This is a genomic window from Guptibacillus hwajinpoensis, from assembly GCF_020171785.1.
Lineage (GTDB): Bacteria > Bacillota > Bacilli > Bacillales > Guptibacillaceae > Guptibacillus > Guptibacillus sedimenti.
On the sequence record NZ_JAIVAE010000001.1, the window covers coordinates 52,517 to 67,722 of the forward strand.

At 41.4% G+C, this 15,206-nt stretch carries 12 protein-coding genes; 11 read left to right on the top strand and 1 reads right to left on the bottom strand.

The features are described 5' to 3' along the window. The first annotated feature begins 406 nt into the window (after nucleotides 1-406). A complete protein-coding gene (locus LCL91_RS00280; protein ID WP_224878941.1) occupies nucleotides 407-832 on the top strand; it encodes a DUF1801 domain-containing protein in 426 nt (141 codons plus the stop codon). Between the two features lie 94 nt (nucleotides 833-926). Here the strand turns inward: LCL91_RS00280 and LCL91_RS00285 are convergent, their stop codons facing one another. After that, nucleotides 927-2,174, bottom strand: a complete 1,248-nt coding sequence (locus LCL91_RS00285; protein WP_224878943.1) for a hypothetical protein — start codon at nucleotides 2,172-2,174, stop codon at nucleotides 927-929. 313 nt (nucleotides 2,175-2,487) lie between these two features. Between LCL91_RS00285 and LCL91_RS00290 the strand changes: the two genes are divergently transcribed. The 10 genes from LCL91_RS00290 to LCL91_RS00335 all read left to right on the top strand — a co-directional run bounded on the left by LCL91_RS00290 (nucleotide 2,488) and on the right by LCL91_RS00335 (nucleotide 15,205). Further along, a complete protein-coding gene (locus LCL91_RS00290) occupies nucleotides 2,488-4,629 on the top strand; it encodes a sensor histidine kinase (protein WP_224878945.1) in 2,142 nt (713 codons plus the stop codon). A gap of 16 nt (nucleotides 4,630-4,645) precedes the next feature. After that, nucleotides 4,646-5,974, top strand: coding sequence for a sigma-54-dependent transcriptional regulator (locus tag LCL91_RS00295; protein WP_224878947.1), 1,329 nt, complete (start codon nucleotides 4,646-4,648; stop codon nucleotides 5,972-5,974). Then, entirely contained in the window at nucleotides 5,971-6,900 is a 930-nt protein-coding gene (locus LCL91_RS00300; RefSeq protein WP_224878949.1) for a glycine betaine ABC transporter substrate-binding protein, read from the top strand. The genes LCL91_RS00295 and LCL91_RS00300 overlap by 4 nt, the downstream gene beginning before the upstream one ends. Nucleotides 6,901-7,376: 476 nt before the next feature. Next, nucleotides 7,377-8,705, top strand: coding sequence for a lyase family protein (locus LCL91_RS00305; RefSeq protein ID WP_224878952.1), 1,329 nt, complete (start codon nucleotides 7,377-7,379; stop codon nucleotides 8,703-8,705). Then, nucleotides 8,702-10,222 (top strand): aldehyde dehydrogenase family protein, encoded by a 1,521-nt coding sequence (locus LCL91_RS00310; protein WP_224878954.1) that lies wholly within the window; start codon nucleotides 8,702-8,704, stop codon nucleotides 10,220-10,222. Before LCL91_RS00305 ends, LCL91_RS00310 begins: the two co-directional genes overlap by 4 nt. Nucleotides 10,223-10,240: 18 nt before the next feature. Continuing rightward, nucleotides 10,241-11,395: a Zn-dependent alcohol dehydrogenase gene (locus LCL91_RS00315; RefSeq protein WP_224878956.1), complete on the top strand. Its 1,155-nt coding sequence runs from the start codon at nucleotides 10,241-10,243 to the stop codon at nucleotides 11,393-11,395. Nucleotides 11,396-11,467: 72 nt separating this feature from the next. Further along, nucleotides 11,468-13,036, top strand: coding sequence for a BCCT family transporter (locus LCL91_RS00320; RefSeq protein WP_224878957.1), 1,569 nt, complete (start codon nucleotides 11,468-11,470; stop codon nucleotides 13,034-13,036). A gap of 105 nt (nucleotides 13,037-13,141) precedes the next feature. Further along, nucleotides 13,142-13,372, top strand: a complete 231-nt coding sequence (locus LCL91_RS00325) for a group-specific protein (RefSeq protein ID WP_224878959.1) — start codon at nucleotides 13,142-13,144, stop codon at nucleotides 13,370-13,372. A 33-nt stretch (nucleotides 13,373-13,405) separates the two neighbouring features. Continuing rightward, a complete protein-coding gene (locus tag LCL91_RS22135; protein ID WP_224878991.1) occupies nucleotides 13,406-14,701 on the top strand; it encodes an alanyl-tRNA editing protein in 1,296 nt (431 codons plus the stop codon). Between the two features lie 180 nt (nucleotides 14,702-14,881). Further along, a complete protein-coding gene (locus LCL91_RS00335) occupies nucleotides 14,882-15,205 on the top strand; it encodes a PadR family transcriptional regulator (RefSeq protein ID WP_224878962.1) in 324 nt (107 codons plus the stop codon). Nucleotide 15,206 lies beyond the last annotated feature (1 nt).

Genomic DNA, 15,206 nt, shown 5'->3' on the forward strand with positions numbered 1-15,206 from the left:
CCATCCCGTCATTCGGTCTCTCCTCATCATTGCGAAAAGGCATAAGAAAGAAGAAAATGAAGCAGATGGAGAAATATGTGAATTGATAGAAAAAGAGCGTCACAGGATTCGTATTTGACGTAATTAAATAGTTTATGATTAAAATAACGATTACACTAGAAACATTGGGATATCATTTAATGTAAACATTGTCTTACCTTCAAAAGGTGATGGGAATTCTATAAGCAAGACCGTTCCAGAATGAGAGGATTCCTAACGTTTTTTCAGTAACTAACATGAAACGATAATAAACGAAATCATCTCGATACATTTTTGGTTTAATCAAGGGGAATTTACATGATGAAAAAGGAAATTATGATGGAAGAGCGTAACAGGAAAGAGAGACTTTACTAAGGAGGCTTCCTGCATGTACGAATTAAAAACGAAAGAAACGGATAACAGTGTCATTGAATTTATTGAAAGTGTCGACCATCCGAAAAAGCGAGAAGATGGGTACCGGTTGTTAGATCTATTTACTGAAACAACGGGGTATGAAGCGAAAATGTGGGGACCAAGCATTATTGGTTTCGGTTCGTATCATTATAAATACGCGACGGGACATGAAGGTGATGCGCCACTCGTAGGATTTTCACCAAGGAAAGCAAAAATTAGCTTATATCTCGCTCAAGGTGAACCAGAACGCGAGAACGCACTTGAACGATTGGGTAAGCATAAGACAGGTAAGGCGTGCGTTTACGTGAACAAGTTAGACGATATTGATCTTGATGTGTTGAAAGAGATGATTCGACAGTCAGTTGATTACTTGAAAGAGTTATATCCTGAACGTTCTTAAAGAACATTAAATCGTTTGTGCACATCAACATAACCCTCTAAAGGAAGAAAGCGGTCAGGCATTGATCGCCTGACTGCTTTAAAGAGATCGAAAATCATTGAACGGTCATCGTTTGAAGCGCGACCGCTTTAATGGCGCCTTCTTTCGAATCAGATACAAAGGAAAGTTTATTCTCACCAGCATAATAAACATGAAGGTATTCCGAGTCCAATTCATTAAACACCACTTCGTCAGGTTCTCCGAATTGACAAACAACTTCAGCATAAGGGACAGCTGGTCCCTCCGAAAGCGCATTGTATCTTAGATGACTGACTTTCTCATCGGCTGTTAAGTAAGAGTAGCTGTCATCATAAAAACCTGGCGTTCCTTCATAAAGTGCTTCATCAAACGTCATGGAAGGCTTCAGTTTTTTCAAGGCTTCTTCCGACATACCAAGAAAAATGGATGCATCTTTTAAGTGGCCCTGTTCGGCAAACTGCAAAAGTTCAGAATGAAAAGGGGCCTTGTCACAAGAAGCGGTTTCGTTCGTGGCAGTAGGCTTTTCGTCTGAAAGAGCATATTCCCCGTTAAAACCAACTGCTGCATCATGGTAGTTTAAGCAAGAGTCTTCATTAAATGAAATCACATCATCTGATAGAACAAATGTCCCTGAACAAGCTGGATCTTCTTGGTCTTTGAAGGTTGCTTCATTTCCATTTATGGTTGCAGTCCCTGTCATTTTCCCAACTTGATCATCGCTACTAATTTGAAAGGTGAATTCAAAGGATTCCTTCGTTACATTTGATAAGGTAAGCTCGCCCTGCTCAAAAGTTGGATTGATATAAAGTGCTTCTTGCCAGTTCGCTTCTTCTGTCGCTTCTTCTTCAGTTGGGGACGAGGAGTTCCCGACTTCAATCTTTGTATAAACACCCGTAAACGAAATCGGGTTTTCATTTAAGTTCTCACAGGCTTCGCTCGTATCGATCGTTAATCGATCTTCTTTCCACCCGAAAGAAACTTTGCATGCTGCGTTTTCAGTGTGTGTGAAAGAGGCCATTTCTCCGTTAACCTGAGCGACCCCGGACAATTCACCAACATTTTGACCATCGTAGGCTTGGAGCATAAACGTGAAGGAATCCGCCTTAGGGTCGGTTATATCAAGTCCACCAAGAATTTCACCATCTTTTTCCCATTTGTAGGTGCCTTCTTGAAAAAGAACTTCTGTTGCAGTCTCCGTCGAAGACTTGTCCACCGATTCTTTTTCTGCTTCTACTTTTTCTGAGGAGTCTGAGGTGGTAAGGAAATTACAAGCCGACACAGTAAGTAACAAAGCGAATAAAAACACCATCCTGAGCGTTTTCATACGATTCCTCCCTATTAAAGTAAGTTGATGTCATTATTATACATAAGCTTTTCTGAAAGAAAGGGATATTGGTGTCGAGACATAAAAAAATCTCTTGTCTACTTTAAGCGAATACTTGTGTAAACTAGTTGGCCATTTCCGGGGAAATGAGTGGAAGAAGTCGAACCGTTTCTTAACTCTGAGTAGAAGGAAGGGATTGTGGTGAAAAATGGTCAAAAGCGTTTGGTTCAAAATTCACGGTTGCCAATCTAGTAAAGCGGCGATTATGATAAATGACATAACGTTCGACATGACATTCAAATGGTGGGATGAAATGAAATCCTTTACAAAAATAAAACGAATCCTTTGGCATCCAATCCGCAAAAGTATATTAAAAAAATCTGTGCTCATTTTTATTTTACTTCTGGTTCTTCCAACGCTACTTATTTATCAAGTGATTATTAATTATGCAGAAGACATGATTGAAGATGATATCATTAGTGAAAATGTAGCCAATACGGAAAGTATTGTAAAAAGAGTGGATAACGAAATTTCGAGTGTGGTACTTCAGCTTCATTTAATTGCAGGCAATCGAGAAGAACGTAACGTTGACGTGGAGCGCATGTATAATCGATCAAGACAGGCGATTGCTCAGAGCTCGATTATTCGATCGGTTTATTATTTAAACAATGAAAGCAAGGTGATGTTTGAATCGCCTTTTGCACCTGAGCTTGAGGGAACATCTTATCTTTATCCGAAATTAAATGAAATGCAGTGGACGCATAACTATGCCGTGTCGAATATGATTCGAAATTATAATGGAGAAGAAGTTGTTTCAGTCGGGATTCCGGTATTTAACGAAAGTAACTCTTTCCAGGGTGCACTCATTGCTGAATTTAGTCAGGATTATTTATCTGAGATGATTGAAAGTGTTAGCACAGGCGAAGGGCACTTTGGGATGCTGATTGATCCAGATGGTCTTGTGATTGCATCCACAAATACCGAAGCGTTAGGAGAAGTTATTTCAAAAGATCTTCCATCGAGCCAAATTTTCAAAGAGGTTTCAGGGGTATCGCGTTCTGTCTATGAAGGAGATCAAAGCATTATTGCCTATCAAACCCTTCGAGATGGTTGGGGGCTTGTCTATGGCGTGTCAGAAGAAATTGCCTTTGCTCCGGTTAGAAAACTCTCGTATGTTCTCACGCTATCTTTCATTGGTATTTTGATTCTTTCGTTCTTGTTCATCGTAGCTGGCATTCGGGACATCGTGTATCCGATTATTCGTTTAACAAACTATGCGAAAGCTTATCGAAGAAAAACATTTTATCAGGAAGAATCCACCTCAGAAAACTTACGAAAAGACGAAGTAGGGGAATTAACTAGAACCATCATCTCGGTTGGTAACAGCAATTATGAGAAACAGCACCAATTAGAAGAAAGTGAACGATATTTAAATGATATGATCGAAGGAATCCCGTATGGCATGATTACGATTAATGAGCATGCCGTTGTTACACATGTGAACAGACGGTTTGAAGATTTGGTGGGGTATAGTCGGATTGAACTTGTCGGTCGCCCTCTTTCGCAGCTCCCTATTAAACATACAGATGAAGATTTTATGTTATTGAAAGCATTGATCTCAGAAGAACCAAGTATCGAGTGTGAGAGTTACATTATTGATGCTAAAGGTCAACGTCATCTTGTCAATATTGGCACCTCTCGCTTCTATAATGGAAAAAATGAAATTATCGGAAGTATCGCTGTATTGCAAGACATTTCACAAATGAAAATGCTAGAGTCACGCGTGAAGCAAAACGACAAACTTGCTTTAATTGGTCAAATTACAACAGGAATTGCGCATGAAATAAAAAATCCACTTGCCATCTTAACAGGATCTTCTGAGATGTTACGAGAAGAAGTGGAAGAAGCCAATAGCTCTGAAGACATTAAAGAATTAGCGCGTGATATTGATCAAGTAGTAAGAAGAATGAAAACGATCGTTGGTAATTTCTTGAATTTTGCGAAAGTGAATAAAGCTGATGCTCGACATCTTCAGTTAAAGACCGTTATTGAAGAAGTGATTCATCTCGTTCGCTTTAAAATGAAGGAGCAAAACGTAACAGTCGTTAAGCACTATGAAACAAATGGTGAGTATATCGGGTTTTATGATGAATTAATTCAGGCTTTTCTAAACATTATCCTAAATGCAGCGGATGCGATGAAAGGGGAGGGAACTTTAACAGTTACCTTAAGTGAATACGAAAACCAACTTCATGTAGCATTTCAAGATACAGGAACAGGGATTATGGCAAGTAATCTTGAGTGGCTTTTTGACCCATTTTTTTCAACAAAAGAAGATGGGAATGGTCTCGGTTTAACGATCGCAAGAGATATTATTCGTGAAAATAACGGCGAGCTTACAGTTGAAAGTGTTGAAGGGAAAGGGACAACCATTCATTGTTGGTTTCATCGATAGAAAAGGAGCTGGCATTATGGAACAAACGGTTTTAATCGTTGATGATGAAGTCCAATTAGCGAAATTAATTGGACGTAAATTAAAAAAAGCGGGCTTAGATTCGATCATGGCTCATTTAGGAAGCAGTGCACTTGATTTTTTTAAGCGAACGGATGTTAATATCGTGATTCTCGATTATATGCTCCCAGATATGACTGGACTCCAAGTATTGAAGGAAATAAAGCAGATAAACCCTGATGTACCAGTTATCATGATGACGGCATACGGAAATGTAGAAAGCGCCGTTCAAGCGATGAAGCTTGGTGCTGTCGACTATTTGAATAAACCGATGGAGCTTGAAGAAGTAAAAGCTCTCGTATTAAAACAACTGAATACAAGGGAAGATCAGGAGCAGCCGGAAGACACCTTTCATTTTGAAAGTCCAAGTATGAAACGAGTTATGTCACTGCTCCAGCAAGTGAAAGAGACGGATGCAAGTATCCTTATTCTTGGGGAGAGTGGCGTTGGGAAAACGGCGCTTGCCCATTGGATTCATGAGAACAGTCACCGAAGCAAAGGGCCGATGCTGTCGATCAACTGTGCCGCTATTCCAGAGCACCTTCTTGAGAGTGAGCTGTTTGGCTATCAAAAAGGTGCATTTACAGGTGCTGTCTCATCAAAACTAGGGAAATTTGCGGCGGCTGACGGCGGCACCATTTTCCTTGATGAGATTGGCGAAATATCTCCTGCGATGCAGGCGAAGCTCCTTCATGTGATTGAAGATAAAAAGGTGATGCAGCTTGGTAGCAATGACTATCGCACCGTGGACGTTCGAATCATAACGGCTACCAATCAAAATCTTAAACAAGCGGTTGCTTCTGGTACGTTTCGAGAGGATCTTTACTATCGATTAAATTTAATTGAAATTGAGATTCCCCCCTTACGTGATCGGGTGGAAGATATCCCGCTGTTGATTAAGGATCAGATGAGAAAATTAAATGCTAAATACAATAAGACAATCACCATCTCGGAAGAAAGCGTTGCGCTTCTTCTTCGTCATTCCTGGCCGGGCAATATTCGGGAACTATTAAATATCTTAGAGCGGATTCATATTATGAAGCGGAGTGGCATGATCATGCCAGAAGACCTCGCTCATGCTTCCTTAATGTCACTTCCAAAAAGTGAACGAGCTGACGTGCAGGACTTTAGCGGAAGTCTTTCGGAAGTATTAGAAGATATAGAGGAGAAAATGATCCGACAGGCACTTTCCGACACGAATGGAAATCAAACGAAAGCGGCGGAGAGACTTGGAATTGCGAGGCATACGTTAATTTATAAAATGAAAAAGATTGGCATCAGTATATGAGAAAAATGGTTTGTTTCATCGGCTGTCTCTTGCTTATCGTGGCCTGTCAGGGTGAGGAGAAACAGACGAAAGAAATGGCATCGTCTGAGGAAGGTCCTACCATTACACTTGGATCAAAAGCATTCACAGAACAATACTTGTTAATGAAAATGACGGCGCTATTATTAATGGAGGAAGGATATGAGGTAGAAGAAGTTCGCTTTCTTGATAGCCCGTCGATTCGAGAGGCTTTTCTTAACAACATCGTTGATCTTTATTGGGAATATACGAATACAGCGAAAATTATTTATCATAAGGACGGACCAGGATATGATGCGAATGAAGCTTATCAGTTTGTGAAAAAAGTGGACGAAAAGAAAGAGATTATTTGGCTCGATAAGAGTGAGTTTAATAGCTCCTGGGGCTTAATTATGAAAAAGTCATTCGCAAGTGAAAAGGGCATTACCTCTGTTAGTGATCTGGTGTCTTATATGAATAAGGACGACAATCCCTCTTTAAAAATGGCCACAAATGAAGAATATTTAATGAGAGAAGATGGCCTTGATCATTTAGAAGATGTTTACAATTTTAAAGTGAATCAAAATCAGCTTCTCGCGGTAGATTCAGAATTACTTAGCCTGGCCGTAAAAGAAGAGAGGGTTCAAGTGGCAGTTGGTATGGTCACAGATAGCCGTATTGAAGACTATGACCTTGTGATTTTACAAGATAATCGCATGGCTTTCCCACCTTATGATGCTGCTCCAGTTGTACAGAAAACGATTTTGGAGGATGATCCAGGAATACGAGAACCTCTCGAAGCACTAGCTAGAACGATTACAAACGAAGAAATGGTTCATTTAAATTACCGCGTAGATGTCTTGCATCAAGATGTCGGAAAGGTGGCAAAGGACTTTCTACAAAAATCGGGTTTATTACCTGATGAATAAAAGCGGTTGTGATAAGATTTAACTAGAATGCTAGAAAGGTAGTTGAGTTGTTCTGGATTTTATTTCAAATAATGTCGTTTTGCTTGGAGTCGCTTGTATCATCATTGCGCTCTTATTAGCAAAATTCACCAAAAAAAAGTGAGGTGCTGTTCATAAGAGCAGCATCTTTTTCTGTGCAAAATTTCGACACTGTAGAAAAATTCTACAAAGAAGTGTAGAGAAATTCTACAATTTGCTTCAGGAATGGAGCAGAATTGCCCCAAATACAAGTAATAAAAAGTTGGCACGTTACTTGCAATATAAGTATGTGAAAAGGCGGTTTTAAAAAGCTTAATCTCATATCGGCTTGATTACCTGATTGCTGCTTTTAATGATTTATTAAAATTGTAAATTCTGATTGTAAAGTGGGTAGGTCTTCTCTTGTGTAAAACGAAATGGAAGCGCTTTAAAGAGGCGACCAGAAAGAAGAGGTGAACATGATTAGGCGCGAAACTGACTCTTTCGGTTCGGTAGACGTACCTAAAGAGGCACTCTATGGCATTCAAACCGTTCGGTGCATGGAAAACCTTAGTTTTTCAAGGAAAAAACTTTCTGATTATCCCGCTTATATTCAAGCGTTAAGTATGGTGAAAAAGGCGGCTGCGCTCACAAATGGCCGGGTGGGTGAAATTCCTATTCCTATTCAAGAAGCGATCGTAACAGCCTGTAATGAATTGATTCGAGGAGCACACCTGCAACACTTTCCAATTGATCCCTACCATGGAGGTGGTGGGATCGGGACGAATATGAATGTGAATGAGGTAATAGCCAATTTAGCAAACACCTATTTTGGATATGAAAGAGGGACATACGAACCCGTTAGCCCAAATCATGTCAATGCTTCTCAATCCACATCAGATGTATGTCACACGGCAATTCGTCTTACGATCGCCCAACAGCTTGAGGCATTCGTACAACTACTGAGAACCTTACAGGGCACGATGAAAGAAAAAGCGGAGCGGTGGTTGCAAATTTCAACGATTTCACGGACTTGTTTACAGGATGGAATGAGGGTTCAGCTCGGAGATTCTTTGTATGGTGTTGTTGCCATGCTCGATCGACGAATCACTTCGCTAAATCATTCAATCAAGCAAATGCACGTCATTAATTTAGGTGGCACAGTCATTGGCTCTGGAGTAGGGGCTTCCATCGACTATCGAGAAAACATTCTCGTTCAGTTGAAAAAGGTGACAGGGAAGCCTGTAACCCATCGTTCTAATTTATATGATGCTGCGCAACATGTGGATGATCTTGGCGATGTTTCAAATGAGCTAAAACAGCTCGCGAATGGATTCATTAAAGTTGCTAAAGATTTAAGACTACGATCATCTGGGCCAGAAGCAGGATTTGGAGAACTCAATCTACCTGCTGTTCAGGCGGGATCCTCTTTTTTTCCAGGAAAAGTGAACCCCGTACTGCCAGAAACGTTACTGCACTGTTGCTTCAAAGTACTAGGCCATGATCGTACTGTTCAGGCGGTATTGGAACATGGAGAGCTCGATTTGAACGTATTTGAAGGGGCGGCAGGAATGGCAATTCTAGATGCTATCTCTTTAATGGAAAAGATGTTGCCGGTTTTTCAAGAGAGCTGTTTGAAGGGGATGACCGCTAATGAAAAACACTGCAAGGCTCTTTCTGAAACAACTGTACCCCTTGTGGTCGATCTAAAAGAGAAATTTGGCTATCAGATTGTCTCGGACGCGTTAAAAACGAATGGAACAGAAGGCTTACGACAACTTCAAACAAATGGGGGAGATTTTCGATGAAACAGGTACAAACAAAATTTGAAGGCATTAAGCAACCAAAACTTGACTGGGCGAAAGAATGGCTTCGAGAACCGAAAAAGCTTTACATCAATGGTCAGTGGGTGAAAAGCACTAGCGGAGAAACGATTGATTCGATAAATCCAGCGACAGGAGAGAGCACAGGTTCAATCTTTAGTGCGAAAAAAGCAGATGTTGACTCGGCTGTTGCTGCAGCGAGAGAAGCGTTTGATCATGGGCCATGGAAAGAAACGACGCGAAAAGAACGAGCTAGAATTCTTCGTGAGATTAGTCAATTGATTCTTGATCATCAAGATGAACTAGCGACACTTGAATCCCTTGATAATGGGAAGCTCTACACAGAAGCGTATAACGATGATGTGCAAGAAGCCTCTGATCTTTTTCAATATTACGCAGGGTGGACAGATAAATACTATGGTGAAAACAATCCGGTTGAAGGAAATTTCTTAAGCTACACAACGCGTGATCCAATCGGGGTCTGTGGTCAGATCGTTCCGTTTAATTTTCCGATTGGAATGGCGGTTTGGAAGCTTTCACCAGCGCTTGCGATGGGGAATACGGTCGTGTTAAAGCCATCTAGTACAACGTCTTACTCGGCAATTCGTCTCGTTGAAATCATTCATGAAGCGAAGCTTTTGCCCCCAGGCGTTTTGAATTTAATTCTTGGGAAAGGTTCCATTGGCTCCTACATTAGTACCCATATGGACGTAGATAAAATCTCGTTTACAGGAAGTACTGAGGTTGGAAAGAAGCTTGTCCATGATTCTGCTGATTCAAATCTTAAGCCCGTTACATTAGAGCTTGGGGGCAAATCCCCGAATATTATTTTTGCTGATGCACCGAACCTTGAAGGAGCAATTGAACGTTCATTCTATGGTTTGTTTACGCACAAAGGGGAGAAGTGCTCCGCCCCAACGCGACTCTTTGTTGAACGCCCTGTTTATGATGAAGTTGTTGAAAAAATTGGTGAATTTGCAAACGCATACAAGTGTGGTGATCCTTTTGATCCAGAAAGCGATCAGGGTCCTCAGGTTTCAGAAGCCCACATGAACAGCATTTTGCATTACATTGAAAGTGGTAAAAAAGAAGGGGCACGACTTGTGGCTGGTGGCGAACGTGATGTTGATGGTGATAAAGCAAAAGGTTTTTATGTAAAGCCAACGATCTTTGCGGATGTCACAAATCGCATGACCATTGCACAGGAAGAAATCTTTGGACCAGTTCTTTGTATCCTCCCATTTGATTCTGAAGAAGAAGTGGTGCGGATGGCGAATGATACAATCTATGGTCTTGCTGCAGGTCTTTGGACAAAGGATGTTTCTCGCGCCCATCGCGTTGCAAACAAACTTGAAGCTGGTATGGTGTTTGTGAATAAATATGGTTGTTATGATTTCGCCAGTCCATTCGGAGGCTGGAAACAAAGTGGCTGGGGCAAAGAGTATGCTGTGCACTCACTTCAATCTTATACAAAAACAAAAGCAATCTGGGTTGCTTACTAAAAGGACGGAGGAAAGAGTATGAAAATGAAAGCGGCTGTCATGACGGGTCTAGGAGCACCGCTTGAGATTCAACAAGTGGAGCTTGCTCCACCAAAAGCAAATGAAGTGCTTGTGAAGATTGCTGCCACGGGTGTTTGTCATAGTGACTTAAATGCGGTACAGGATCCTTCAACCCCTTTTCCAACGATTCTCGGTCATGAAGGGGCTGGAACAGTTGTTGAAGTTGGCCCAAACGTCAGAACAGTTAAACCGGGAGACAAGGTAGCACTAAGTTGGGTACCGTATTGTGGAACGTGTGAATTCTGTGTCACGGGTGCCATTCATCTTTGTGAATCTGCCTTTGGTCCAATGTTTAACGGTACGCTTCTTGATGGTACCTCTCGCCTTAGCAAAGATGGACTTCCGCTTTTTCATAACTCGCTTCTATCAACATTTGCAGAATATGCTGTTGTCCCAGACATGTCTTGCGTAAAATTACCCGATGCAATGCCACTTGCGCAAGCTTCTCTCATTGGCTGTGGGGTTGCGACGGGTTACGGGGCAGCGGTTAATGCAGCAAAAGTGACGCCAGGATCGACGGTCGCTGTTTTTGGAATTGGTGGTGTAGGCGTAAATGCGATTCAAGGGGCACGAATTGCCGGGGCTTCTAAAATCATTGCTTGTGATATGAAACCAGCCAATCTTGAAATTGCGAAACAATTCGGTGCCACCCATACGGTAAATGTTAGTGAAGGAGATGCACCTGAACTGATTCGAGCGATAACGAACGGGTTTGGCGTGCACTATGCGATTGACTGCTCAGGTCACACAGCAGCTACCACGAATGCGTGGAATGCGACGCGAAAAGGGGGAACGATCGTCGTTGTAGGGGCGTTCCATCCTGAAATGTTGCTTAGTCTTCCAGCTGGTGGTTTCCACCGAGTGGGCAAAGTGATCAAAGGAAGCTTTTACGGAGATACACAGCCGTATCGTGATTTTCCTAAAATCGCAGAGCTCTACATGGATGGGAAATTTATGCTCGATGAACTTGTCATTAGTCGCGTTTCGTTAGAAGAAATTAACCAGGCGTTTGACTCATTTCACGACTGTAACTGCGCCAACGTCGGTCGATCTGTCATTGATTTTCAGAAAGAACCTGTTCAAAACCGCGAATATCACCCAGAATTTATCTGATGTAAACAGGCCGCTCACAGGAGCGGCCGCCCATAAAAAAGAAGAGATAACAAATTGAGAGGGGTTACGACTATGAAGGGTTTTAAACATCCGGTATTCTGGCCACCGTTTCTACTCGTTCTTGTGGCAGCAATACTCAGTTTTACGAACAAAGAAGGGTTTATTTCTGTCGCAACAAGCATGAATGATTGGGTGATTGCAAATCTGGGCTGGCTCTTTAGTATTGCAGGTCTCTTGATGGTTGTTGCGTGTATCGCTGTTTATTTCTCACCTCTTGGAAACATTCGCATCGGTGGAGATCAAGCAAAGCCAATGCTGAAGCCACTGACATGGTTTGCGATTACGTTAACAACAACGATTGCGGCTGGTCTCACTTTCTGGGGAATTGTGGAACCACTTTATCACGTTTCTGCCCCTCCAGAATCGCTAGGCATCGAACCGAATAGCCCAGAAGCGGCGATCTTCTCACTTTCTACAATGTATCTCCACTGGACAATTACACCTTATGCCATTTACTGTCTACCAGCCATTGTGTTTGCATTTGCTTACTATAATATGAAAAAGCCGTTTAGCTTAAGCTCAACGCTTGCTCCGTTATTCGGAGATCGACTTAATGGGAAATGGGCGAATGTCATTGATGCCCTTTGCCTTTATACACTCGCTCTCGGTATGGCAGCTTCGATGGGAACAAGTTTATTGAACCTTGGTGGCGGCGTCAATTACATTACCGGTATCGCGAGCTCGCCGACGCTATGGGCAGCGATTGCGATTGCTCTCATGGTAACATTCATTATTTCAGCTTCGACTGGATTAATGAAAGGAATCCGCGTTCTTTCCAATATCAATATGCGTTTGTTCATCGGTATTATCATCTTTATGTTTGTCGTTGGCCCTACTTCATACTTATTAAATTTGGGAACAGAATCAGCGGGAGATTATTTTACGAATTTCTTCGATAAAAGTCTTTTTACTGGAGCATCGGCTGGTGATCAGTGGCCACAATGGTGGACAACGTTTTATTGGGCTAGCTGGTTCTCATGGGCGGCTATCACAGCATTGTTCCTTGGAAGAATAGCATTTGGATATAAAGTGAAACAAATGATTCTCGTTAACTTTGCACTACCAGCGTTCTTTGGTGGACTCTGGATGACGATCTTTAGTGGAACGGCGATTAATATGGAAATGACGGGTGCAGGTCTTGCGAATATCATGAATACATCTGGTGCAGAAGCCGCTCTTTACGCAGTATTTGATGCCTTACCACTCGCGGCGATTGTCATTCCAATCTACGTATTTATCGTATTTATTTCGTTTGTTACAGCAGCTGATTCCAATCTAGCAGCAATGGGTGGCATTTCATCTACTGGCATTACGCCAAGTAGCCCTGAACCAAGTGTTCTCATTAAAGTTGTATGGGGAGTAACTGTTAGTCTGGTGGCATGGGTTATGATTAGTTATGCAAACATTGATGGGATTAAAATGTTAGCGAACTTAGGCGGTGTTCCTGCACTGTTCCTTTCTCTCTTTGTTCTTGGTTCATTAATGAAAATCATGCGTAATCCTAAGAAGTATGAAAAGTTTGAGGATGCAGAAGCCCACTCTGATAAGTTGGCAGAAAACCAGAAAGATAAAGCTGTGTAAAGTGGAAGGAACAGACGTGACGTCTGTTCCTTTTATCATGAGTGGGTTACCATACGAGCGAATCATGGTAAACTAATGACATAACAAGAGAGGAGTGAACACAATTTGGGGAAATGTACAATTGATCACTCAGACGGAGATGTAGTGACAAAGCTCGAAAACCAATCTTCTTATATGCCAGAAAATGTTGTGCAAGAAACGTATCGGTTCTTACAACAAACAGTTAAACAGGAAACGTTAAATCAACTTTTTCATCTTCTGAAAAAGTATGACCTTGCTTCAGTAGAAGAACAGGATAAGCGAAATGCTGAACTTCAAAAGATCGTGCTTTCATAACTAGTTAAAACAAGAAAGAAGGCAGTTCTTCTAATTCGTTTATTTCATTTATGGAAAAGGTCGTCCCGTGATCATAGACGAAATGAACAATATTGCACTCGCAAAATTTATAAAGAAAGAAGTTTTTTGATGACCACTAAATTATTCTATGAAGACTCATACATAACGAACTTTACTGCTCATACTTGGGAACAATTTACCGATGAAGCAAACCGCTCCTACATTGTTCTCGATCAAACGGCTTTTTATCCAACTGGTGGAGGTCAGCCGTCTGATACTGGCACACTTAATGGTGTACAGGTTTTAGAAGTAGAAGAAGTTGATGGCGAAATTCGTCACTACGTTGCTGGACCTCTTCCTAATCAAGAATATGTACAAGGTCAAATCAACTGGAAACGACGCTTTGATCACATGCAGCAGCATGCAGGACAGCACATTCTTTCAGCCGCTTTTGAAGATCAGCTTGGGTTTAGTACAGTAAGCTTTCATCTTGGTCAGGAAGTTTGTACAATTGATTTAGATGTTGCTCAATTAAGTCAAGAAGATATTGAAGTAGCAGAAGCGTTTGCGAATGATGTCATCCAACAAAACCTGCCGATTGAAACGAAGTGGGTGAATGAAGAGGAACTGGCGCAATATTCGCTTCGCAAGCAGCTTGCTGTTTCAGAAAATATCCGACTCGTGATGATTCCAAACGTTGACTATAGCGGTTGTGGTGGGACACATCCTTCTTCGACTGGCCAGGTACGTGCCATTTCAATATTAAAAATTGAAAAGCAGAAAAAACAAACCCGCGTTCATTTTGTTTGTGGAAAGCGTGTAACAAATGAACTTCGAACCAAACAAGCTGTTGTACAAGGACTTACGAACGTATTGAGCGTTCCTGAATCCAAGCTTGTTGATGCAGCTGAACGTGTTCTTCTTCAATCAAAAGAATATGAAAAAACGATTGATGAGTTAAATGAAAAGCTCCTTTCATTTGAGGCGAAAGAATTGTTACAATCAGCTGAATTGATCCATGATCAAAAAGTCGTGCAAATGATTTCATCTCAATATGGTATGAAAGATCTACAAAAGCTAGCGAAAATAATCTTGAAGGAAGAGCCAGAGGTTGTTGTCTTTTTCGTCGGTGAAAGCGATCAGAAACTTCAGATTGTGTGTGGTAGAGGTGAAGAGATAGATCAAGATATGAACCTTGCTTTAAAAAAAGTACTCCCTTTCATTAATGGGAAAGGTGGAGGAAAGAAAGACTTTGCACAGGGTGGAGGAGACCCCATTCGCTCGGCAGAAGAAGTGTTAATTGAACTTGTAAAAGCTACATTTCAATAATAACGGAGCGCGCTGAAGTCTCAGTGCGCTTTTTTAGTTGGAAATAATATGAAAGTAACCCTTGCCTTACAAGGTAGTGATCGTTATACTGTAAGCATACCTTGTTTTACAAGATCGTTTAACCATTCTCACAACCCTTGCATAACAAGAGTTATGAGATTAAAGGAAAAGGTGAAGGACATGCAAACGACGCAAATGTTAAAAGGCATCATTGATGGCTGTATTTTATCCATCATTCATGAAGGAGAGGTTTATGGCTATGAGCTTGCCTCAAAGCTTGATTCGTACGGGTTTGAGTCGTTTAGTGAAGGAACGATTTATCCAATTCTCATTCGCTTACAGAAAGATCAGCTGATTCAATCTACTTTAAAGAAATCGACAGCTGGTCCGAAACGAAAGTATTATTCATTAACGGAAAAAGGAGTGGAAGAATTAGCGGGTTTTCAAAAGCGGTGGGATCATTTAAGTTCAACGGTCAATCTAATTTTACGCAAGGGGGAGTAAA